The following is a 21,312-nucleotide window of genomic DNA, read 5'->3' as shown; positions in this document are numbered from 1 at the left end:
GTCACGACTGCGACGCAACTCTCGTACGAACGCCGCCCGATGACACGGAAGGTGCCCGTCCGGTCACTCTCGGGTCCCCGGGGTGGCGAGGTGTGCGATTCGGGCAGCAGGGGACACATCCCGTCTACGCTGGGGGCCGCACCATTCCGGCAGTGAGTAGCACCCCGTAGGAGATGAACGCGCTGATGTCCGGTGAGATGACCGGTGGCGACCGTCCCGCCATGCCGCCCGTACGGCTGCCCTCCGAGGCCGAACTGGCCCGGGACGCGCTCGCCGCCCCGCTCTTCGCGTGGGCGGCCAGGCTCGCGAGTTGGGCCGGAGACGGCAGCGCCGACGGGGTGGGAGGAGCCGGCGGGAAGGACGAGGGCGCGGCCGGGGTCCCGGTCGGTGCGGGCGGCGAACTCCTCGCCCCCCAACTGAAGGAGGCCATGGCGCACCTGGGGCTCTCCGAGGACGAGGACGGGCCCGCGCACACGGCTCAGGCCTGGCATCTGGCCGTCGACACGGGGCTGTTGGAGGTCGAGGAGGCCGCCGAGGACGGACCGGGCGGGACCGGCGCGTCCGGTGGGTCCGGCGCGTCCGGAGAGGACGGAGGCGTCACGAGGCTGCTGACCGAGGAACCGGTGGGAACCGCCCGACCCGGCGAGGAACTCGCCCAACTCAGGGGCGGTGGCAGTCCGCTCGACGTGCTGGAGATCTGGCAGGGCGGCCTGGAGAGCGTCCTCGCCGACGCCGCCACCCCCAGCTTCGAGGACCTGGTCGGCGACCTCGACGGCGCCACGGGCGAGGACGGGAACATCGACCCGGACGCCATCGACCTCGACGACCTCGACTGGAACCCCGAGGAGGAGGCCGACTTCCTCGACGGAGCACTGGCCAACCTCTACCTCCTCACAGCGACGGACCAGGCTGTGTCCGCAGGTGCGATGGTGCCGCTGCCGGTGCTCGCCGCATCCATGATCGTCCCTGACGACATGGAGGAACCCACGGACGAAGTCCTCGAAGCGGTCTCGGCGGCGATGATGAAGCTCGACGAGCAGTTCCGGATGCTCGCACCCACCGGGCTCGTCGAATACCGGCCCGTGGACGAGGCGTTGACCGAGGAGTCGGACGAGGACACGGAACTGCCGGAGCAGCTCGACGACGAGGACGTCTCCCGCTACGGCATGGTGAAGCTGACTCCGCTCGGCATCCACGGGGTGCGGACCCGCATCAGGGAAGCCGGCATCGAGGCACCCGCGGTCGGCGACCTCGCGGGAGAGGGCGCCGCCGTACTGCTCGGCGCCCTCTCCGCCTACACCGAGGAGAACGCCCAGGCGGAGATCGAGTCCTGGCTCGCCGCCCGTACGCCGCTGGAGGCCGCCCGCGAACTCCTCGGTGCGGCGCATGGGATGGACGAGCAGGCTCCCTCCCGCCGCCTGGCCTGCCAGCAGGCACTCTCGCTGCTGGGCAAGGAGGCCGAACCCGCCCTGCGAGACGTCCTGGAGGACCGGGAGCTGGGCGGACTGGCACGGGTGTGGCTCGTCGAGCACGGAGCGCGCGACGTGCCGCAGCCGGACCAGGAGATGGTCTTCTGGCTCACGGTCGACACGATCGCGGCCCAGCTGGCGACGGCGGGCGAAGCGGTCGAACTGCAAGGTCTGGTACAGGGGTTGGTCGACCAGCACGCCGGCTTCTTCGACAAGGCATGGCGGGTCGACCACCCGGCGACCGCCGAGGTTCTGGAGGCGATGGGCCGGGTCCATCCCGACAAGCAGACGGCGAAGGAGGCCCGCAAGGCGGCCTTCAAGTCACGGAGCCGGCTGGAGGCCTGAGGGACTGGAGACCGGGACGCGGCCCGCCCTCATGGGGCAGGCCGCGTCCCGGTGCTCGAGAGGTGACCGCGAAGGCGAGCCCGGTCCCGACGCGGTTGTGCAAGTGGCCCGACTCGTCGGAGTCCCGGGAGTCGGGCAGCCATGAGGCCATGGGGTCGTCCCTCGATGCCCCTGTGCGGCCGCGGAGGAGAGGTCAGACGCCCTCGAAGTCGCCGTGCCGGCCCGCGCCCGCCGCGAAGCGCGCCGCGCCCTGCCCGGCCTCGCGCAACGAGACCTGGCCGTGGCGCAGTTCGACCCCCATCGCTTCCTCCTCCGGCAGGCCCTGCTGCTCGTGTACGGAGGCGAGGTCGCCGCGCAGGCACGTCTGCGGGAACCGGGCGATCCCCGCTGCCAGCTCCTCTGCGGCGGAGCGTGAAGTGCCGGTCGGGACAAGGCGGTTGGCCAGGCCCATCCCGTACGCCTCCGCTGCGGGGACCGGCCGGCCGGTGAGGATGAGATCCAGGGCGCGGCTGGTGCCGATCAGACGCGGGAGGCGGACCGTACCGCCGTCGATGAGGGGGACACCCCACCGGCGGCAGAAGACACCGAAGACAGCGTCCTCCTCGGCGACCCGCAGATCGCACCACAGGGCCAGTTCGAGTCCTCCGGCGACGGCGTGGCCGCTGACCGCGGCGATCACCGGCTTCGACAGACGGAGCCTCGTGGGTCCCATCGGACCGTCACCGTCGGGAGCCACGCGATTGGCGCGGTCCGTCCCGATGGCCTTCAGGTCGGCTCCCGCGCAGAAGGTGCCGCCCTCGCCCCACAGAACCGCGACGAGTGCCCCGGGGTCCGCCTCGAACGCACGGAAGGCGTCGGCGAGCGCCGTCGCCGTCTCGCCGTCGACGGCGTTGCGCGCGGCGGGACGGGAGAGGACCACGGTCGTGACCGGGCCCTGCTTCTCGGTGCGTACGGCCATGGACTCGACCTCCGTAGGACGGGCGCCGGGACGGCGTCGGGCTGGGCGGGCGCTGGACGGGCGCTGGGGGTCTGCACGGGGGCCAGGTGGCCGGCAGCGGTTCGTGACCCTATCTGTGATCACCGTCAGCGCCGTGCGCACCCGGGCGTTCGCCGGTGCGCTGGGCGCCTCGCCGGAGACGTGGGCGTACTGGCAGGAGCCGAAGAACGCGCTCCAGCTCTCCGGGCCCGTGCCGGCGGACAAGACCAGCCTCACCGACCTCGGCATCGTGACCGGTGCGGCGCTCGCCGCGGCGTCGGGCGGCGTAATGGACGCTGCACCGCGGAATCTCCTGGCGCCGCGCCGTGGGTGCCGTCCTCGGCGGCGTCCTGATGGGGATCGGAGCCCGGCTCGCGGGCGGCTGCAACATCGGCGCCTGCCTGGCGGGGGTCGCCTCCGGGAGTCTGCACGGGTGGATCTGGGCCGCTGCCGCGATCGCCGGCACGTTCGCAGGGCTCAGACTCCGGCCGCTGTTCGAGCTGGGCAATCCCGCACCCCGCGACGGAGTCTGCTGAGCGACTCCCGGCGGGATCGCACGCGACGCTCCGTGGCCCGGGGGAGGCCAGGCGGGCGGACCCTCTCCCCGGATGTCCGCCCGCCCGGTCCCCGCCGGCCCCCACCGGTCCGGACGCTTCCCCGGTCGTCACACAGGACGTGCGACGGAAAGCCGCGCGGAGCCGACGTGCACAGCGGCTCCGCGGAGCTCACCCGTACGAGTCACCCCTCCGGGCCGAACCACACCGTCGTCGCGTTGCAGAATTCGCGGATGCCGTGCCCGGCGAGCTCCCTCCCGTACCCGGAGCGCTTGGTGCCGCCGAAGGGCAGCCCCGGGTGGGAGGCGGTCATGCCGTTGAAGTAGATGGCCCCGGCCGCCAGGTCGCGGGTGAGCTCCTCCTGCTCCGCGGGGTCACGTGTCCACGCGTTGGAGCTGAGCCCGAAGGGGGTGTCGTTCGCCAGGGCGACCGCTTCGTCGAGGTCGGCCACGCGGTAGAGGGACGCGACGGGGCCGAAGGTCTCCTCGCGGTGGATCCTCATGCTCTCCGTGATGCCGGTGAGCACTGTCGGCTCGTAGAAGTAGCCGTTCGGGAGGTGCTGCGGGCGTCCTCCGCCGCACAGGGCCGTGGCACCGCGCCGTGTCGCGTCGTCGACGAGCTCCTCGAGGTCGGAACGGCCCTTGGAGCTGGAGAGCGGCCCGACATCGGTCTCCTCGTCCATCGGATCACCGAGCTTGAGCGAGGCCATGCGCTCCACGAAACCCGAGGAGAACTGCTCGAAGACGTCGGTGTGGACGATGAAGCGCTTCGCGGCGATGCACGACTGACCGGCGTTCTGCACGCGGGCGGTGACGGCTGTCCGTACAGCCTTGTCCAGATCGGCCGAGGGCAGCACGAGAAACGGGTCACTGCCGCCCAGTTCCAGCACCGTCTTCTTGATCTCGTCGCCCGCGATGGAGGCGACGGAGCGGCCCGCGGGTTCGCTGCCGGTCAGGGTCGCCGCCGCGATGCGCTCGTCGCGCAGGAGATCCGCGACGGCGCCGGAGCCGACCAGCAGGGTCTGGAAGACGCCTTCGGGGAATCCGGCCCTGCGGAAGAGCTCCTCCACGTACAGAGCGGTCTGCGGCACGTTCGAGGCGTGCTTCAGCAGTCCCGTGTTGCCCGCCATGAGGGCGGGGGCCGCGAAGCGGACCACCTGCCACAGCGGGAAGTTCCAGGGCATGACCGCCAGCACCGTGCCCAAGGGGCGGTAGCGGACGAGGGCCCGTTCGGCGCCGGAGTCCTTGACGTCGTCCTGTTCGGGATGCTCGTCGGCCAGCAGCTTCTCGGCGTGCTCCGCGTACCAGCGCATCGCCTTCACGCACTTGGCCACCTCGGCGCGGGCCGAGCCGAGGGTCTTGCCCATCTCGGTGGTGATGGTGCGGGCCACGCCCTCCTGATCCGCTTCGAGCAGGTCGGCAGCACGGTGCATGAGCCCGGCTCGCTGGGCGAAATCGGTGAGGCGGTACTCGCTGAACGCACGGGCGGACCGGACGAGCCGCTCCTCGATCTCACCGGCGTTCAGCGCGTCGAACGTCTTGAGGGTCTCGCCCGTGGCCGGGTTCACGGTGGCGATGGCCATGTGAAGCGCCTCCTTCTGCCTGCTTCGGGAGCCTGTCTGCGCGTACGTGCTGCGGGGGTGCCAGCGACCGTGCATTCGCGGTACCCCGGATCGGGCGCCCTATTGCTGACGGCGGGATCGGTAAGCGGCAGAAGGGGAGGAAGCGGACGGGGGCGGGCCCGGACGGCCCGTCCCCGCCTCACGGGCGGTCACAGCGCGGCGCCTCCCGGCTTGACCATGCCGCGGACCGTACGTGAGTCGACGTACTCACCCAGCGCCGTCATGTCCCACTCGCCGGAGAACTGGCGTACGAGCTTGCACATCAGCACGCCGGTGCGCGGCTCCGCGTTGCTGAGGTCGAACCGGACCAGCTCCTGGTCGGTGGCCGCGTCGATCAGGCGGCAGTACGCCTTGGCCACCTCGGTGAACTTCTGTCCCGAGAAGGAGTTCACGGTGAAGACCAGCCCGGAGACCTGCGCGGGGAGGTCGCCGAGGTGGACGGTGATCACCTCGTCGTCGCCGCCGCCCTCGCCGGTGAGGTTGTCACCGGAGTGCTGCACGACGCCGTTGAGGATGACGAGCTTGCCGAAGTAACAGGCGTCGACCTTCTTGCGGTTGGCGTCGTAGGCGATGACGGAGGCGTCCAGGTCGATGTCCTGGCCCCGGCCGCGGCCCCGGTACGCGGGCTCCCAGCCGAGGCCCATCTTCACGGTGCTGAGCATGGGACGTCCGCCCTTGGTGAGCGAGACCGTCTGGTTCTTCTGGAGGCTGACCCGGCCCTTGTCCAGGTTGATCTTGCCTGTGGAGGGCGGTGCTGCTGCCTGCGCGGCGGGAGTGGGCGGGGGAGCGGGCGCCGCCTGCGGGGCGGGCTGCGGCGGCGGTGCGTGCGGAGTGGGCGGCGGGGAGGGAGGTGCGGTCCGCCCGGGGGCCGCGGCCGGCGCCGCGGACGCCTGAGGTGCGGCCGGCTCCTCGACGTCGACGCCGAAGTCGGCGGCGATTCCGCCCAGCCCGTTGGCGTAGCCCTGGCCGACGGCGCGCACCTTCCACGCGTTGCCGCGGCGGTAGACCTCGACCACGACCAGTGCCGTCTCCGGGCCCAGCTGGGGCGGGGTGAACGTGGCGACGACCGCCTGCGTGGCGGCGTCCCGCACGGTCGCCGTCGGTTCCGTACCGGCGAAGGACGCACCGGGGGTGTCGAGGCTGGCGGTGACGACGATCTTGTGCACGTCGGCAGGGACCGCGGCGGTGTCGACGGTGATGGTGTCGGCGGTGCCGCTGCTGTGCGTCACGCCTGGTGCGGTGGGCTGGTTGTAGAAGACGAAGTCGTCGTCCGATCGAACCTTTCCCTGCTCGCCGAGCAGCAGCCCCGAGACGTCGAGCCGGGTCGGTGCGGTCACTTCCACCGCCACCCGTGGTGCGGTCAGCGGAAGGTTCGAGCCAGGAGTCATTGCGGTCATGCCGGTCGTAACGAGCGGCTGTGCTTTGCAGTTCCTTTGCTGAGGGCCCGGTGCCTTCGCGGTCGGCGGCTCCGGCCGACCCCGCAGCCCGGTGCGGTGCGAGGGCGCGGGGGCCGGGACGGCGTCTTCCCGGTCACAGCACTAGGCGGCCCCGCACCGGGCCCGGCAGCATCGTCCCGAGCCCGTGACGGACCGCCTCCGGGAGCCTCCGAGGATCAGCGTCGCCGCTCGCGCGAGTGGCCGAAGAAGATGCGGTACGCGATCAGCAGCACCAGCGACCCTGCGATGGCCGACACCCACAGCGTCGGGTCGACGAAGTCGTGGTCCACGGAGCGGTCGAGGAATGTCGAGGAGAGCCAGCCTCCGATGAACGCACCGGCGATGCCGATGAGTATCGTGCCGAGCAGCCCGCCCGGATCGCGGCCCGGGAGGATGACCTTGGCGATGGTGCCCGCGACCAGTCCCAGGATCAGCCAGCTGACGACGCCGGACTCCACAAGGCCGGAAAAGGCCGATTCCGGATCTGTGTCTGCGATGAAAAGCATGGTGAAGCGCCTCCCCGTGAGCGACCGTGGTGATCGGTTCGGGAACCATCATGCCCGCCGGCCTCCGCTTCAGTGCCGCCGGATGGGCCGTTCCGTGCCCAAGTGCCGCCGGGACAACCGCGATCGGGCGTGGCTGAATCCAACTTCTCTCGTCCGGCGGTGAGTTCAGGGGTGTTCGTGGGGAGAGGCCGGGGTGGGCTCCCTCCTCGTACGGGAAGGGAGCCCACCCCGGCAGGCGGCGCGTGGCGCGCGGTGGGCGGTCACGGCGGGAGAGCGCGGGAGCGCCTGGTCGTATTGCCGAGTCCGGCCGGGCGACTCCTGCGGCGCGTGTCACATCCGCACGCCCCGTCCCGTCGTAGAGGTGTCAGCCGGAACGGCTTGGAACGCCTACACGTCAGGGACGAAGGAGCAGCTCATGGCCCGTATCTCGCTCGATCCGCCGCGCACCGTCTTTCTGCGGCTCGCCGAGTGGTACTCGCGCCGCAAGTACGGGAGAGTCCTCGACCCGCTGCTGGCCATGGGGCACAACCCCAGGGTGCTGCGGGCGGGTGCGATCTACGAGCAGAGCATCGCCAAGTGGCGGGCCCTCGACCCCGGCCTGAAGCACCTCGCGGAGATGGTCTCGGCGGCCCGTATCGGCTGTTCGTGGTGCGTGGACTTCGGGTACTGGCTCGCCGACGACCTCGGCATGCCGATGGAGAAGGTCCAGTACGTGCCGGTGTGGCGGGAGAACAGGGAGCGCTTCAGCGAGATCGAGCTGCTGGTGATGGAGTTCGCCGAGGCGATGACCGAGACCGAGCCCACGGTCACGGACGCGATGGCGGAGGAGCTGATGCGCAGGCTGGGGGAGCGCTCGTTCGTCGAGCTCACGGCGATCGTCGCCGTCGAGAACCACCGTTCCCGCATCAACGCGGCACTCGGCCTCGTCGGCCAGGGTTTCTCCGACCAGTGCGCGGTGCAGCCGCACCGGAAGGGAGCGGCTTCCGCTTAGGGGATGCCGGGTCCTTCCTTCCGGGCCCGCGACGCCCGTGTGGTGAACAGCCCGTCCGGAGCGGGCCGTTCACCACACGCGCATCACTCCGCCTTGCCGGCCTGCCCCTCCCACGCCTCTTCGGCGACGACGGCCTCCACGGGCAACGGACCGTAGACGTGCGGGTACTTCTCCGTCCCGGGCCCGCTCGCGGCGTCGGGAACCGGCGCTTCGTAGCGCACGGGCGCGGAGATCCGCTCGCTGTCGATGACGAGGACCACGAGCTCGGCGGGATCCGTGTCGGCGTACAGCATCTTCGCCACCTGCGGGAGTTGGTGCCGCAGCGAGCAGTGGATGAAGCCCTCTTCCTCGAGGGTCCGCCCCCGCGTCGACATCTCGTATCTGCCCGACGGGCGGGCGGACTCCCACAGGGAGCGCTCCGTGATGTGCAACAGCTCAGCCATGAGGCCAGGTTAGCCAGGTGAGTGCGTGACGACACCTCGCACCGGAGGAGGCCGCCCGGGCCGTCGCTCACCGCGTTCCGGCTCTGACGAAGCCCGGGGCGTACGCCTCGGCCACCGCACGAGTACGGTCCGGGGCCCGACTCCGCGAGGACTGCGGCCACTTGAGCCTTCACCGAGGCAGGTCCGGCAGGTCCGGCGGGTCAGGCCGGGAGCCGGACGGCGAGCCGTACCGCGCCCACCGGGTCCCCGCACCCGGCCGCCGTTTCGCCGCCGGGCTCCGGATGTGCCTCGCAGCGGCCTCTGCCCGCTGCCCGCCCGCGGTCAGAGGCGCCTGGTCGCCAGCGTCAGCCGGTCACGTGCGTCGAACAGTGCCTCCCTGATCATCTGCTCGTGCGCCGGCGTCAGACGCGCGACGGGCACGGAGCAGCTGATGGCGTCCCGCGCCGGCGTCCGGTAGGGGATGGCGACGCCGAAGCAGCGCAGCCCCAGCGTGTTCTCCTCGCGGTCCACGGCGTAGCCCTGCTCCCGTACCAGCGCGAGCTCCTCGATCAGGGCCTCGCGGTCCGTGACGGTGTGCTCCGTCAGCGCGGGCAGCGTCTCCGGCAGCATCTTGCGTACCTGCTCGTCGTCGTACGTGGCCAGCAGTGCCTTGCCGAGCGACGTGGAGTGCGCCGGCAGCCGGCGTCCGACCCGGGTGAAGGGCCGCAGATAGTGCTGCGACTGGCGCGTGGCGAGGTAGACGACGTTCGTGCCGTCGAGCCTGGCGAGGTGGATGGTCTCCGTCGTGTCCTCGGAGAGGCGGTCCAGCGTCGGACGGGCGGCCGCCACCGCTTCGTCGCCGTCGATGTAGGAGGTTCCGACCAGCAGCGCCCGCACCCCGATGCCGTAGCGTGTGCCGGTGGAGTCCGTCTCCACCCAGCCCAGGTCGACCAGCGTGCGAAGCAGCATGTACAGACTGGACTTGGGGTACCCGACCGCTTCCTGCACAGCGGCGAGGGAGTGCATGCCCGGCCGCCCGGCGAAGAACTCCAGCAGCTCCACCGTGCGGACAGCGGACTTGACCTGCGAAGCACCCGTCTCACCGGCTGACATCGACCTTGACCCCCTCGTTGCGGCACTCTTAGGGTCCCCGGCAGTGGTTCACCGACAGAGACGTTGTTCAGCATATCGAACGACCTCTCTGCGGAGACAAGCACGCGGCAGGAGGAAATCACGGTGGCAGCAGCACCAGTGTGGAGCGTCGACCCCCGGACCGGAGAGCAGCGCGAACAGGTCGGCACGGAGGCCACACCCGCCGACGTCGACACGGCAGTACGCGCGGCGCACGGCGCCGTCGAGCCGCTCGCGGACCGCGCCGTGCGCGCCGCGCTGCTCCGCGCCGCCGCAGCTCAGCTGGGCGCGGCGAGCGAGGAGATCATCACCACGGCGGACGCGGAGACCGCGCTCGGGCGGCCGCGCCTCCCGGGCGAGCTGGCCCGCACCCAGGCCCAGCTCCGTGCCTTCGCGGACGAGATCGAGGACGGCACCTACCTCGGGGTCACCGTCGACCACGCCGACCCCGACGCGACTCCGCCCTGCCCCGACCTGCGCCGCTACCGGATTCCGCTCGGCGTCGTCGCGGTCTACGCCGCCTCGAACTTCCCGCTGGCCTTCTCCGTGCCCGGCGGGGACACCGCCAGCGCACTCGCGGCGGGGTGCCCCGTCGTCGTCAAGGCCCACCCGGACCACCCCGCGACGTCCGAGCTGACGGGAGCCGCACTGCGCCGGGCGGCCGCCGAAGTGGGGCTGCCCGAGGACGTCCTCAGCGTGGTGCACGGCTTCGAGGCGGGCGTCGAGCTCATCAAGCACCCGCTCGTCGCGGCGGCAGGCTTCACCGGTTCCGTCCGCGGCGGGCGTGCCCTGTTCGACGCCGCCGCCGCCCGGCCCGCGCCGATCCCGTTCCACGGTGAACTCGGCTCCCTCAACCCGGTCGTGGTCACCGCCGCCGCCGCGGCCGAGCGCGCGGAGGAGATCGGAGCGGGTCTCGCCGGTTCGATGACGATGGGCACCGGCCAGTTCTGCACCAAGCCGGGCTTCGTCCTCGCCCCGGAGGGCGAGGCGGGCGACCGGCTGCTGGACGCGCTGCGGGAGAAGGTCACCGAGGCGGCCCGAGGACCGTTGCTGGACAGCCGCATGCGCGAGTCCTTCCTGGAAGGGGTCGGCGCCCGTGCGGAGTTGGAGGGCGTCGAGGCTCCCGTGCTCGCGGGAGCGGGTGAGGACGAGCACACTGTCGGTGCCGGCTTCCTCACCGTTCCCGCCGGGAGGATCGGACAGCCGCAGTACGAACTGCTGCTGGAGGAGTGCTTCGGGCCGGTCACGGTCGTCGCACGCTACCGGGACGAGGACGAGGTCTCCGCAGTGCTCTCGCGCCTGCCCGGCAACCTCACCGCCACCCTGCAGCTCAGCGGGGGCGAAGCGGCCGGCGACGGCGGCCGGGGCGCGCGGCTGCTGGCCGCTCTGACCCCGCTGGCGGGCCGTGTCCTGGTCAACGGCTGGCCCACGGGTGTCGCGGTCGCTCCGGCCCAGCACCACGGCGGCCCCTACCCCGCGACCACTTCCACCTCGACCTCCGTCGGCGCCACCGCCATCGAACGCTGGCTGCGTCCCGTCGCGTACCAGGACGCGCCGGACCCGCTGCTGCCGCCCGAGCTGCGGGAGTCCAACCCGCTGGGGCTGCCACGCCGCGTCGACGGGCGCTGGGAGCGCTGAGAGGCGCCGTCGGCGCGTACGTAACCCGCACCCGGCCCCCGCACCCGGCCCCCACGCGCCGGGTGCGGCCGGAGCTCCGGCACGAGCTGCGGTCCTCTGCAACCTCTCAGCGGGGCGCGGGAGTTCAGGCAGTACGCCACTCGGGACGGCTCATCCCGTGCAGATTGCGGTACGCGGCCCGCTCCGGCGGCGTCCAGCCCGTCAGCAGCTCCGGGGCGAGGCGGTGGACCTCGACGCCGATCGGATGGCAGAACGCGACGGGGTCCACGTCGGAGCCGGGTCCCCACATGGGAACCGACAAGTCACCGCCCGGGCACGTCGACAGCGCGCACAGCAGGTCCTGTTCGGCGAAGAACTCCAGGTGGTCGCCGGGGCGTGCCGGGCAGTCCTTCATGAAGTACTGGTCGTCCTCGTTGAGCCCCGTGCACTGGAAGACGTTGAGGACGTCGTGCACGTCGAACTCGGTGAGACCGTAGGGGAGTACGGCCCGCACGAGGTTCGAGTGGCAGTGGAAGTCGAAGTCCTCGCCGGTCAGCATGCGGTTGACGTACGGGTCGCAGCGCGTCCCCAGCAGGTCGTGCACCCTGCCGCCCTCCGCGTCGGTTCCGTAGCCGGCGAGGGTGTCGGAGGTGATGGTCAGCAGCGGACGCAGAAACGGCAGCGTCGACCAAAGCCGGTCGTAGGTGCTCACGTGCGCCCGCTGCAACTGCCGTGTGCGCGAGGCCCAGAGCCGCTCGCGGGGGTCGTGCCTGTTCCATACGTTCAGGTCGCCCACCTGCGGGCCGTCCACGGTGACCAGGCGGCACACGTGCCCGGCGGGCACCTCCCAGGCCCGGCCGGAGCGGATCGGCACGGTGAAGCGCTCGACCAGTTCGCGTCCGTCCTCCGCGGAGGCCGCCCGCTCGTAGAAGGCGCGGTCGACGTCGAGGGGGCCGCCCTCGGTTGCCTGGTAGGCGGCTGTGGTGCTGGCCATGCGTGCGTACGCTCCCTCGCTGTCGGGGGTATCCGGGGTGCTGTGGCGTGTGCCTGCTGCCTGCGCTGGACGCGGCGCGTCGTGTGGAGGCAGCTCACTGATCACCGCAGAGAGCCGTCCGCGCAGAAAAAAGGGGGGAGGCCGTTGTGCGGCCTCCCCTCTCATCCAGCGGGCTCAGGTATGACGTCCGGCGTCACCTGACCGGGGTGAACTCCCGCGCCCCGATGAACTCGGGGCGGCGGACCGGCGCCGCGAACGGCTCCACGGCCTCGTTCTCCACGCTGTTGAAGACGATGAAGACATTGCTCCTGGGGTATGGAGTGATGTTGTCACCGCTCCCGTGCATGCAGTTGCAGTCGAACCAGACCGCCGAACCCGGCTCGCCCGTGAAGAGCTTGATGCCGTGCGCGTCGGCGAACTTGGTCAGGGACTCGTCGGAGGGAGTCCCCGCGTTCTGCATCTGCAGCGATTGCTTGTAGTTGTCCTTCGGTGTCTCGCCCGCGCAGCCGAGGAAGGTCTTGTGCGACCCCGGCATGATCATCAGGCCGCCGTTGGTGGCGTAGTTGCGGGTCAGCGCGATCGAGACCGAGACGGTCCGCATGTTGGGAATGCCGTCTTCCGCGTGCCAGGTCTCGAAGTCGGAGTGCCAGTAGAAGCCTGTGGCACCGAAGCCGGGCTTGACGTTGATCCGGGACTGGTGGACGTAGACGTCCGAACCCAGGATCTGCCGGGCCCGACCCACTACCCGCGGGTCACCCACCAGATCGGCGAAGACCTCGCTGATCTTGTGCACCTCGAACACGGTACGGATCTCGTCCGACTTGGGCTCGATGATCGAGCGCTCGTCGGCACGGACATCCGAATCCGTGGTGAGCCGGACCAGTTCCTGCCGGTACATGTCGACCTCATCGGGAGTGATGAGCTGGTCGACCGAAAGGAACCCGTCCCGCTCGTAGTCCGCCAGCACCGCGGCCTCGATGGGCCCCGGGGCACCCGGCTCGGACCACACGACGGGGTCCATGCGTGGAGTGGCCACCTCGGTGGCTCCGCGAGTCGGGTACAGGTCGGCGGTTCGCTCGGGTGCGGTGGTCATGGTGTTGCCTTCCTCTCCTCTCGTACGGCCCTGTGGGTTGGCGAGCGGCCTGAAGGAGGCCGAACCGGCCTGTGGCGGCCGGACGTTGGAAGCTCAGTCCTCGGCGGGTTCCGTGAGAAGCGGGTAGACACCGTTCTCGTCGTGATCCTCCCGGCCCGTCACGGGCGGGTTGAAGACACAGACGCACCGGAAGTCGGTCTTGGGGCGCATGGTGTGCTTCTCGTGCCCGTCGAGCAGGTACATGGTGCCGGGGGTGATCAGATGCTTCTCACCCGTCTCGTCATTGGTGAGTTCCGCCTCGCCCTCGACGCAGAGTACGGCTTCGATGTGGTTTGCGTACCACATCGACGTCTCCGTACCCGCGTACAGCGTGGTCTCGTGCAGGGAGAAGCCGGCTCGCTCCTTGGCCAGCACGATCCGCTTGCTCTCCCAGGTGCCGGATGCGGACTTGATGTGTCGGTCGGTGCCTTCGATGTCCTTGAACGAACGAACGATCACGTTCTGTCTTACCTTTCTCTCTCATTACGGGGTCGGCCCGCCCCGGACGCAACCGGGGCGGGCCGTGAACGGGACGTCAAGCAGTTTCGCGGACTGCGCGTGCCAGCACACGCAGACCTTCGTCGAGCTCCTCGGGGGTGATCGTCAGGGACGGGAGGAGCTTGACGACCTCGCTCTGCGGACCCGAGGTCTCGACGAGCAGACCCAGGTCGAAGCAGCGCTTGGCCACGGCGCCCGCGCGGTCCTTGTCGTGGAACTCCAGGCCCCACACGAGTCCGCGGCCGCGGAAGTCTGCGACGTCCTCGGTGTGTTCCTCCGAGATCGCGCGCAGCACTGCCTCGACCTGCTCGCCGCGAGAGAGAGTCTGCTTCTCCATCTGGCTGTCGGTCCAGTAGGTCTCCACCGCGGCAGTGGCTGTCACGAACGCCGGGTTGTTGCCGCGGAAGGTTCCGTTGTGCTCGCCCGGCTCCCAGATGTCCAGTTCGGGCTTGAACAGGGTGAGCGCGAGCGGAAGGCCGTAGCCGCCGATCGACTTGGACAGGGTGATGATGTCCGGCTTGATGCCCGCCTCCTCGAAGGAGAAGAAGGCGCCGGTACGGCCGCAGCCCATCTGGATGTCGTCGACGATGAGCAGCATGTCGTGCCGCTCGCACAGGTCGGACAGGTCGCGCAGCCACTCGGCACGCGCGACGTTGATGCCGCCTTCGCCCTGCACGGTCTCGACGATGACCGCCGCGGGCTTGTTCAGGCCGGAGCCCTGGTCCTCCAGGAGGCGCTCGAACCAGACGAAGTCCTCGGTCGTACCGCCGAGATAGTCGTCGAACGGCATCGGGGTGCCGTGCACGAGCGGGATGCCCGCTCCCGCGCGCTTGAAGGCGTTGCCGGTGACGGCGAGCGAGCCGAGCGACATGCCGTGGAAGGCGTTGGTGAAGGAGACGATCGACTCGCGGCCCTTGACCTTGCGGGCGAGCTTCAGCGCCGCCTCCACGGCGTTGGTGCCGGTCGGGCCGGGGAACATGACCTTGTGGTTCATCTCGCGCGGCTTGAGGATCTTCTCGTGGAAGGTCTCCAGGAAGGCCCGCTTGGCAGCCGTGCTCATGTCCAGCCCGTGCACGACGCCGTCCCGCTCCAGGTAATCGAGCAGCGCCCGTTTGAGGACGGGGTTGTTATGGCCGTAGTTGAGCGTCCCCGCTCCGGCGAAGAAGTCGAGGTAGGTATGACCGTCCTCGTCGTACATGTGCGAGCCCTGGGCCCGGTCGAAGATCGTGGGCCAGCTGCGGCAGTAGCTGCGGACTTCCGACTCGACGGTCTCGAAGACGCTGAGGTCCGGCTGGGTGATGGTCACAGCATGCTCCTGGGAGTGAGTTGAGTGCTGAGATGTGCTTCTTGCGGATGTGCCTTGCAGATGTGCGGGGACTTGCAGAGTTGTTCGAAGTCGGGGACGCGAAGCGGTACCCGGCGTGCGGACGCTCAGCGCGTGGTGAGCGGCGCGAGGCCGGTCAGGGACGTGACCGGCCCGATCCGGTACAGCACTTCGGGTTCGTGACCGCTCTCGGGGAAGACGCCGGCGTCGAAGAGCACCTCCTTCTCCATCCGGGCGCCGTGGCGCTCTGCGAATGAGGTGAAGAGGCGGTTCGAGGGCGTGTTGTCCGGGGTGACGGTGGTCTCGATCCCGTCGATCCCCGCTTCCCGTGCGACACGGGCGGCCAGCCCGTCGAGCATGGCCGCTGCCAGCCCGCGGCCGCGTGCCGCCTCGTCGACGGCGACCTGCCAGATGAGGAGCGTCAGGGGGCGCGGGGGGCGCACGTAGCCGGTGATGAAGCCGACCGGTTCGCCGTCCGCGTTCCGTGCCACCACGGAGGTCCCTGCGAAGTCGCGGCACCACAGGAGATAGCTGTAGGAGGAGTTGAGGTCGAGCGTCCGTGAGTCGCGGGCGATGCGCCACAGCGCCGCCCCGTCCTCCGGTCGTGGAGCGTCGAGTGTCAGCCCCTCCGGCATTTCCAGGAAATTCCTGTGGGCACGTGCATGGTCTGCTTGTGCGGCGGTCATGGGTATTAAATTTACCCAGCAGATGCCAAAAACGCACGGCGGGCCAGGGTTACACAAGAAGGGGGTCGTGTGTTATCGCGCGCAGGCGCGCAGGTGAGCTGAGCAGCACGTTCTGCCCCGACTTAAGAGGATATTCCCGGAGGATACGGGCGCCTTGTGGAGTCTGTCACATCCCCGAAACGACCTTGGGAAGGTCACTAATTACACCATGGTAACCATAGAAAATCCGAGTGTTTAAGCGACCGGAAAGCGGGAACAAGAATACGGGCGGCTACGCTCCAATAAAACCCGGGAAATGCATTTTCCTCCGTCGAGTTCAATGTCGCATCTCTTGGCCCGCGAGTGCAATGGGATCAACACGTTCCGCACCGGGGCGGAGTTGCGGGAATGCCGGGCAGGTGTGAAGGCGGGCGGGCGGCTCGTAGGCTGCGGGCCATGAGTGACCGCGGGATTCTCCACATCAAGGGGCGCGTGCTGGCCGGGCCCGAGGACATACGGGACGAACTGTGGGTGGTGGACGGGCGCATCACCTACGAGCGCCCTCCGCGCGCAGTGCCCGACTCAGAGCCCGGTTCCGGCGTCATCGAGGGCTGGGTCCTGCCCGGCCTCGTCGACGCCCACTGCCACGTCGGTCTCGGCTCCGCCGGTCCTGTCGACGAGTCGACCACGGAGAAGCAGGCGGTGACGGAGCGGGAGGCCGGGGCGCTGCTGCTGCGCGACGCGGGCTCCCCCTCCGACACCCGCTGGATCGACGACCGTGCGGATCTGCCCCGGATCATCCGCGCGGGCAGGCACATCGCGCGCACGAAGCGCTACATCCGCAACTACGCGCACGAGATCGAGCCGGGGGACCTCGCGGCCTACGTCCGCCGCGAGGCGCGCCGCGGCGACGGCTGGGTGAAGCTCGTCGGGGACTGGATCGACCGGGAGGAGGGCGACCTCTCCCCGTGCTGGCCGCGCTGGGCGGTCGAGGAGGCCATCGCCGCGGCGCACGAGGAAGGCGCCCGGGTCACGGCGCACTGCTTCGCCGAGAGCTCGCTGCGCGACCTGGTCGAAGCCGGTGTCGACTGCATCGAGCACGCCACCGGGCTCACCGAGGAGACCATCCCGCTCTTCGCGGAGCGCGGCGTCGCGATCGTTCCCACTCTCGTGAACACCGCCACGTTCCCGCAGCTCGCCGCGGGCGGCATGAAGTATCCGCGCTGGGCCGCGCACATGCGGCGGCTCCACGAACGCCGCTACGAGACGGTGCGTTCCGCCCACGAGGCGGGAATCCCCGTCTTCACGGGCACCGACGCCGGCGGGTCCCTGCCGCACGGCCTCGTCCCGGCGGAGGTCGGCGAGCTGGTGAAGGCGGGCATCCCCGCGGCGGACGCTCTGTCGGCGGCCGTCTGGGGGGCCCGGCGCTGGCTCGGCCGCCCCGGGCTGGAGGAAGGAGCGCCCGCCGACCTCGTCGTCTACACGGATGACCCGCGCGCAGACGTACGGGTGCTGGGGTCCCCGCAGAGGGTCGTGCTGCGGGGAGAGGTGGTGCGGTAGCAGTGCCGGACGCCGAAGCCCCCATGGACGGGGAGGGCGGGGACACCCCGGAGAACCCCGCGGAGGCCCTGGACCCGGAGCAGGCGGAGGCGCCCGAGATCGTCTCGTGGAGCGCGATGGACCTCTCCCGCGCCATAGCGCGACGCGAGGTGACGTGCACCGAGGTCATGCAGGCGTACCTGACGCACATCGACAGGGTCAATCCGCACGTCGGCGCGATCGTCGGAGCGCAGGCACCGGAACTCTCCCTGGAGCAGGCACGCGAGCAGGACCGCCGGCTGGAGCGCGGCCGGCACCTGGGCTGGATGCACGGTTTCCCGTACGCGGTGAAGGACCTCGCGGAGGCGCGTGGCCTGCCGTGGACTGAGGGTTCGCCGCTGCACAGGGACCGCGTCGCAGGGCAGGACGCCTTGTTCGTCAGGCGTCTGAAGGACGCCGGGGCCGTCGTGATCGGCAAGACCAACACCCCCGAATTCGGGCTGGGTTCGCAGACGTACAACGAGGTGTGGGGGACGACGGGCAACGCCTACGACCCCGCGCTCACAGCCGGCGGCAGCAGCGGGGGAGCGGCGTGTGCCCTCGCTCTGCGGATGCTGCCGGTCGCCGACGGCAGCGACTACATGGGTTCCCTGCGCAATCCCGCCGCGTTCAACAACGTGCTCGGCATGCGCCCGAGTTGGGGGCGCGTTCCCGCTCCCGGATTCACCGGGCAGCTGGGCGTGACGGGCCCCATGGCCCGTACGGTGACGGACCTCGCGTGGCTGCTGTCGGTGATGGCGGGGCCGCACGAAGGGTCGCCGTCGGCCGTTTCCGAGGCCGGGGAACGCTTCCGTGAGCGCCTCGACCGCGACTTCCGGGGCACCCGCATCGCCTGGGTCGGGGACTGGAACGGCCACCTGGCCACGGAACCGGGAGTGCTGGACGTGTGCCGCTCCTCGTTCACCGCCTTCGAGGCGCTCGGGTGCGAAGTGGCCGAGGCGGTGCCGGACTTCCCGGCCGAGGAGATCTGGCGGACGTTCCTCACCTGGCGCTGGTGGGCGGCCCTGGAGCGGTACGGCCTCTACGCCGACCCCGGCACGCGGGCGCGGATGAAGCCGGAAGCGGTATGGGAGACCGAGCGCGGCCTGTCGCTGAGCGCCCTCGACGTCACGGTGGCGGCCGAGTCGCGCGACCGCTGGTACGCGGCGCTGACCGAGTTCTTCCGGGACTACGACTACGTACTCGCCCCGGCGGCACAGGTGTTCCCCTTCGCGAAGGAGACGCACTGGCCCGAGCGGGTCGGCGGACGCAGGATGGACACGTACCACCGCTGGATGGAGACGGTGGTGCCCTGGTCGCTGGCCGGTGTGCCGGCAGTCGGGATGCCGGCGGGCTTCAGCGACCGGGGGCTGCCGATGGGGCTGCAGCTCGTGGGCAGGCCCCGTGCCGACTTCGAGCTGCTTCAACTGGCGTACGCGTACGAGCAGTCGACGGGCTGGGTGGAGCGCAGGAAGCCCGCACTGGCCGGCGTCGGCTGAGCTTCCCGTTCCGTTCCGCCCCGAACCGCACCCGTCCTGTCGCGCCCTGGTTTCGTTCCGGATCGTCCCTGCTCCGGACCGTCCTGTTCCGGACCGTCCGATTCGGACCGCCCCGGGCCGGCGGGTGTCCGTGGCTACTCGTGCGGTTCGGCCTTCTCGTCCGGGTTCCACTCCAGGAGCCGCACCTTGGCGACAGTCCTCACGTGGTCGCGCATCGCGGCGGCGGCGGCTGCGGGGTCGCCTGCCCGGACGGCCTCGAGGATGCGCACATGCTGGTCGAGCGAGCGGGTGGGGCGCCCGGGCTGGCGCAGTGACTCGGTGCGGCTCTCGGCGACCGACTCGGAGATCGAGCGCATGAACTCCGCGAGGAGGGAGCTGTGCCCGGCCGCGGTGACAGCAGCGTGGAACTGCCGGTCGCCCTCGACGCCGTGTCCTCCGGCGGCGATGTCCGCCTCCATGTCGCTGAGGGCGGTACGCATCGCCTTCAGGTCCTCTTCCGTGCGGCGCTCGGCCGCGAGTTCGGCGAGTTTGGTCTCCAGCGCCTCCCGGGCCTCCAGGACGTCGGGGAGCCGCCGCCGGCGTTCCACCAGCCGTTCGACGGGTTCCGCGTCGAGAGTGCCGCCGACCATGTACGTCCCGCCGCCGTGCCGGGTCTCGACGAGGCCCTGCACCTCCAGGACGACCACGGCCTGCTTCACGGAGGCCCGGCTGACGCCCAGGCGCTGGGCCAGCTCGCGTTCCGGCGGCAGTCTGTCGCCAGCGCCGAGCCGCTGTTCGAGGGCGTACGCCCTGAGGCGGTCCAGGACCTGCTCGTAGAGGCGAGGACGCGCCATCGGTCGCAGTGAGTCGTCGGTCATGCGGGCCCCCTCGGTCTGCTGCCCCGTGGCCGGAGCCTAGCAGCGTGGATCAAAGGCTCAATGGTCGAGTGGACGAACCAATTCTGTCGCAGTCATTGACATCGGTGACGGCGCGGCTCAACGTGGTTCAGCCACTTGACCAGTCGGCCAATTGGCCAATTTTCGGCTGCCTCCCGGTCCTCCCACGAGGGCTCCGGCACCCGCGCTCGCCCAGCAACGGCCGGATTTCGGCCCTCACCCACCACAGCGAACTTCCCCCGAGACGATCCGCTCGCGGGCCCGACGACGGGAGCCCCATGTCCGCCGAACTCATATCGATCCTGGTGCTGGCGGTGATCTTCGTCATCGCCACTACGCGCTCGGTCAACATGGGCGCTCTCGCCTTCGCCGCCGCCTTCGGTGTCGGCACCCTGGCCGCCGGCTTCGACGCCGAGCAGGTCTTCGCCGGCTTCCCCGGCGACCTGTTCGTGGTGCTGGTGGGCGTCACGTACTTCTTCGCGATCGCACGGGCCAACGGCACGACCGACTGGCTCGTGCACGCCGGAATCAGGATGGTGCGCGGCCGGGTGGTGCTCATCCCGTGGGTGATGTTCGCCGTCACGGGCGTGCTGACCGCCATCGGCGCCGTCAGCCCCGCAGCTGTCGCCATCATCGCGCCGCTCGCCATGGGGTTCGCGGCGAAGTACCGCATCCACCCGCTGCTCATGGGTGCGCTGGTGGTGCACGGCGCGCAGGCGGGTGGCTTCTCCCCGATCAGCATCTACGGCTCGACGGTGAACAGCATCGTCGCCAGGGAAGGTCTGCCGGGCAGTGAACTCGCCCTGTTCGGCGCCAGCCTCGTCGTCAACCTCGTCATCGCGGCGGTCATCTTCGTCGCCTGCGGAGGCATGCGCCTTCGCGGTTCGGAGGCATCCCTCGCGGGGGACACCGCAGAGGCGGCGGGTGCAGGCGGTGGCGCGGGCGCCCCCGAGAAGCCGGTAACCGGTGGGGGAGACGGAACGGCCACGGGCCCTGCCGGAAGCGCGCGCCCCGTCGCGACCGTGCAGCCGGCCGGCGCCACCGGGGAGAAGCCCGGCGGAACGGCCGGGCCGACCCCGGCCCGGCTGGCCACCCTCTCCGGGCTCGTCCTGCTGGTCGTCGCCGTCCTCGTCTTCGACCTCGACGCGGGCCTGACCGCCATCGCCCTCGCCGTCCTCCTCGCCGTGATCTGGCCCCAGGACAGCAAGGAGGCGGTGAACGGCATCACTTGGCCCACTGTGCTCCTGGTCTGCGGCATGCTCACGTACGTCAACGTCCTGGACGAGATGGGCACCATCGAATGGGCCGGAGAGGGCGTCGCCGCCATCGGCGTGCCGCTGATCGCGGCACTGCTCTTCTGCTACATCGGCGGTTTCGTCTCCGCGTTCGCCTCGTCCGTCGGCATCATCGGTGCGCTCATCCCTCTCGTGGTGCCCTTCCTGGAGAAGGGCGAGATCGGCGTCGTGGGGATGGTCGCCGCTCTGTCCGTGTCCGCGACCGTCGTCGACGTCAGTCCGTTCTCGACCAACGGCGCCCTGGTCCTGGCCAGTGCCGAGGAGGTCGACAGGGACCGCTTCTTCCGTCAGCTCATGATCTACGGCGGCGTCGTCACGGCAGCGGTCCCCGCCCTCGTCTGGCTGGCGATCGTCGTCCCCGGCTTCGGGTGACCCCCGGACTCC

The 21,312-nt window shown here is 70.5% G+C and carries 18 protein-coding genes and 1 pseudogene; 7 read left to right on the top strand and 12 right to left on the bottom strand.

Annotated features, from left to right (window positions below; all coding sequences use genetic code 11):
- Window positions 1–197: 197 nt before the first annotated feature.
- On the top strand, window positions 198–1,814 hold the full coding sequence (locus tag ACFPA8_RS24455; protein WP_386452339.1) for a hypothetical protein: 1,617 nt from the start codon (window positions 198–200) through the stop codon (window positions 1,812–1,814).
- Between the two features lie 193 nt (window positions 1,815–2,007).
- On the opposite strand, the gene ACFPA8_RS24450 is transcribed toward ACFPA8_RS24455, so the two are convergent.
- Window positions 2,008–2,772, bottom strand: coding sequence for a crotonase/enoyl-CoA hydratase family protein (locus ACFPA8_RS24450; protein ID WP_386451894.1), 765 nt, complete (start codon window positions 2,770–2,772; stop codon window positions 2,008–2,010).
- Window positions 2,773–2,926: 154 nt separating this feature from the next.
- Here ACFPA8_RS24450 and ACFPA8_RS24445 point away from each other — a divergent pair.
- A pseudogene (locus tag ACFPA8_RS24445) lies at window positions 2,927–3,326 on the top strand (YeeE/YedE thiosulfate transporter family protein); the annotation flags it as partial.
- A gap of 202 nt (window positions 3,327–3,528) precedes the next feature.
- On the opposite strand, the gene ACFPA8_RS24440 reads toward ACFPA8_RS24445, so the two are convergent.
- The 3 genes from ACFPA8_RS24440 to ACFPA8_RS24430 form a co-directional block, all read right to left on the bottom strand.
- Window positions 3,529–4,926, bottom strand: coding sequence for an NADP-dependent succinic semialdehyde dehydrogenase (locus ACFPA8_RS24440; protein ID WP_386451892.1), 1,398 nt, complete (start codon window positions 4,924–4,926; stop codon window positions 3,529–3,531).
- A gap of 188 nt (window positions 4,927–5,114) precedes the next feature.
- On the bottom strand, window positions 5,115–6,353 hold the full coding sequence (locus ACFPA8_RS24435) for a TerD family protein (RefSeq protein WP_386451890.1): 1,239 nt from the start codon (window positions 6,351–6,353) through the stop codon (window positions 5,115–5,117).
- Between the two features lie 224 nt (window positions 6,354–6,577).
- Window positions 6,578–6,907 carry a GlsB/YeaQ/YmgE family stress response membrane protein gene (locus tag ACFPA8_RS24430; RefSeq protein WP_386451888.1) on the bottom strand — a complete coding sequence of 110 codons (330 nt, stop codon included), beginning with the start codon at window positions 6,905–6,907 and terminating at the stop codon, window positions 6,578–6,580.
- Window positions 6,908–7,322: 415 nt separating this feature from the next.
- On the opposite strand from ACFPA8_RS24430, the gene ACFPA8_RS24425 reads away from it, so the two are divergent.
- Window positions 7,323–7,898 carry a carboxymuconolactone decarboxylase family protein gene (locus tag ACFPA8_RS24425; protein WP_386451886.1) on the top strand — a complete coding sequence of 192 codons (576 nt, stop codon included), beginning with the start codon at window positions 7,323–7,325 and terminating at the stop codon, window positions 7,896–7,898.
- 83 nt (window positions 7,899–7,981) lie between these two features.
- On the opposite strand, the gene ACFPA8_RS24420 is transcribed toward ACFPA8_RS24425, so the two are convergent.
- Together ACFPA8_RS24420 and ACFPA8_RS24415 are read right to left on the bottom strand one after the other, a co-directional pair.
- Window positions 7,982–8,341 carry a DUF952 domain-containing protein gene (locus ACFPA8_RS24420; protein ID WP_386451885.1) on the bottom strand — a complete coding sequence of 120 codons (360 nt, stop codon included), beginning with the start codon at window positions 8,339–8,341 and terminating at the stop codon, window positions 7,982–7,984.
- 321 nt (window positions 8,342–8,662) lie between these two features.
- Window positions 8,663–9,433 carry an IclR family transcriptional regulator gene (locus ACFPA8_RS24415; protein WP_386451883.1) on the bottom strand — a complete coding sequence of 257 codons (771 nt, stop codon included), beginning with the start codon at window positions 9,431–9,433 and terminating at the stop codon, window positions 8,663–8,665.
- A gap of 123 nt (window positions 9,434–9,556) precedes the next feature.
- On the opposite strand from ACFPA8_RS24415, the gene ACFPA8_RS24410 reads away from it, so the two are divergent.
- Window positions 9,557–11,089, top strand: a complete 1,533-nt coding sequence (locus tag ACFPA8_RS24410) for an aldehyde dehydrogenase (NADP(+)) (RefSeq protein WP_386451881.1) — start codon at window positions 9,557–9,559, stop codon at window positions 11,087–11,089.
- A gap of 124 nt (window positions 11,090–11,213) precedes the next feature.
- Here ACFPA8_RS24410 and ACFPA8_RS24405 read toward each other — a convergent pair whose 3' ends face one another.
- The 5 genes from ACFPA8_RS24405 to ectA form a co-directional block, all read right to left on the bottom strand.
- On the bottom strand, window positions 11,214–12,062 hold the full coding sequence (locus ACFPA8_RS24405; protein ID WP_386451879.1) for an urea carboxylase-associated family protein: 849 nt from the start codon (window positions 12,060–12,062) through the stop codon (window positions 11,214–11,216).
- 193 nt (window positions 12,063–12,255) lie between these two features.
- A complete protein-coding gene (gene thpD / locus ACFPA8_RS24400) occupies window positions 12,256–13,155 on the bottom strand; it encodes an ectoine hydroxylase (RefSeq protein ID WP_386451877.1) in 900 nt (299 codons plus the stop codon).
- Between the two features lie 93 nt (window positions 13,156–13,248).
- Complete coding sequence (locus ACFPA8_RS24395) at window positions 13,249–13,653, bottom strand: ectoine synthase (protein WP_386451875.1); 405 nt, start codon at window positions 13,651–13,653, stop codon at window positions 13,249–13,251.
- A 76-nt stretch (window positions 13,654–13,729) separates the two neighbouring features.
- Entirely contained in the window at window positions 13,730–14,998 is a 1,269-nt protein-coding gene (gene ectB, locus ACFPA8_RS24390) for a diaminobutyrate--2-oxoglutarate transaminase (RefSeq protein WP_386451873.1), read from the bottom strand.
- Between the two features lie 125 nt (window positions 14,999–15,123).
- Window positions 15,124–15,651 carry a diaminobutyrate acetyltransferase gene (ectA, locus tag ACFPA8_RS24385; protein WP_386451872.1) on the bottom strand — a complete coding sequence of 176 codons (528 nt, stop codon included), beginning with the start codon at window positions 15,649–15,651 and terminating at the stop codon, window positions 15,124–15,126.
- Between the two features lie 486 nt (window positions 15,652–16,137).
- Between ectA and ACFPA8_RS24380 the strand changes: the two genes are divergently transcribed.
- Both ACFPA8_RS24380 and ACFPA8_RS24375 read left to right on the top strand, forming a co-directional pair.
- A complete protein-coding gene (locus ACFPA8_RS24380; protein WP_386451870.1) occupies window positions 16,138–17,241 on the top strand; it encodes an amidohydrolase family protein in 1,104 nt (367 codons plus the stop codon).
- A 2-nt stretch (window positions 17,242–17,243) separates the two neighbouring features.
- Window positions 17,244–18,758 carry an amidase gene (locus ACFPA8_RS24375; protein ID WP_386451869.1) on the top strand — a complete coding sequence of 505 codons (1,515 nt, stop codon included), beginning with the start codon at window positions 17,244–17,246 and terminating at the stop codon, window positions 18,756–18,758.
- A gap of 134 nt (window positions 18,759–18,892) precedes the next feature.
- Here the strand turns inward: ACFPA8_RS24375 and ACFPA8_RS24370 are convergent, their stop codons facing one another.
- Window positions 18,893–19,615: a FadR/GntR family transcriptional regulator gene (locus tag ACFPA8_RS24370; RefSeq protein ID WP_386451867.1), complete on the bottom strand. Its 723-nt coding sequence runs from the start codon at window positions 19,613–19,615 to the stop codon at window positions 18,893–18,895.
- Between the two features lie 296 nt (window positions 19,616–19,911).
- Between ACFPA8_RS24370 and ACFPA8_RS24365 the strand changes: the two genes are divergently transcribed.
- Window positions 19,912–21,300: an SLC13 family permease gene (locus ACFPA8_RS24365; RefSeq protein ID WP_386451865.1), complete on the top strand. Its 1,389-nt coding sequence runs from the start codon at window positions 19,912–19,914 to the stop codon at window positions 21,298–21,300.
- Window positions 21,301–21,312 lie beyond the last annotated feature (12 nt).

The sequence above is a fragment of the Streptomyces ovatisporus genome (assembly GCF_042653885.1).
Classification (GTDB): Bacteria; Actinomycetota; Actinomycetes; order Streptomycetales; family Streptomycetaceae; genus Streptomyces; species Streptomyces ovatisporus.
This window is presented reverse-complemented; position numbering and strand designations above follow the sequence as displayed.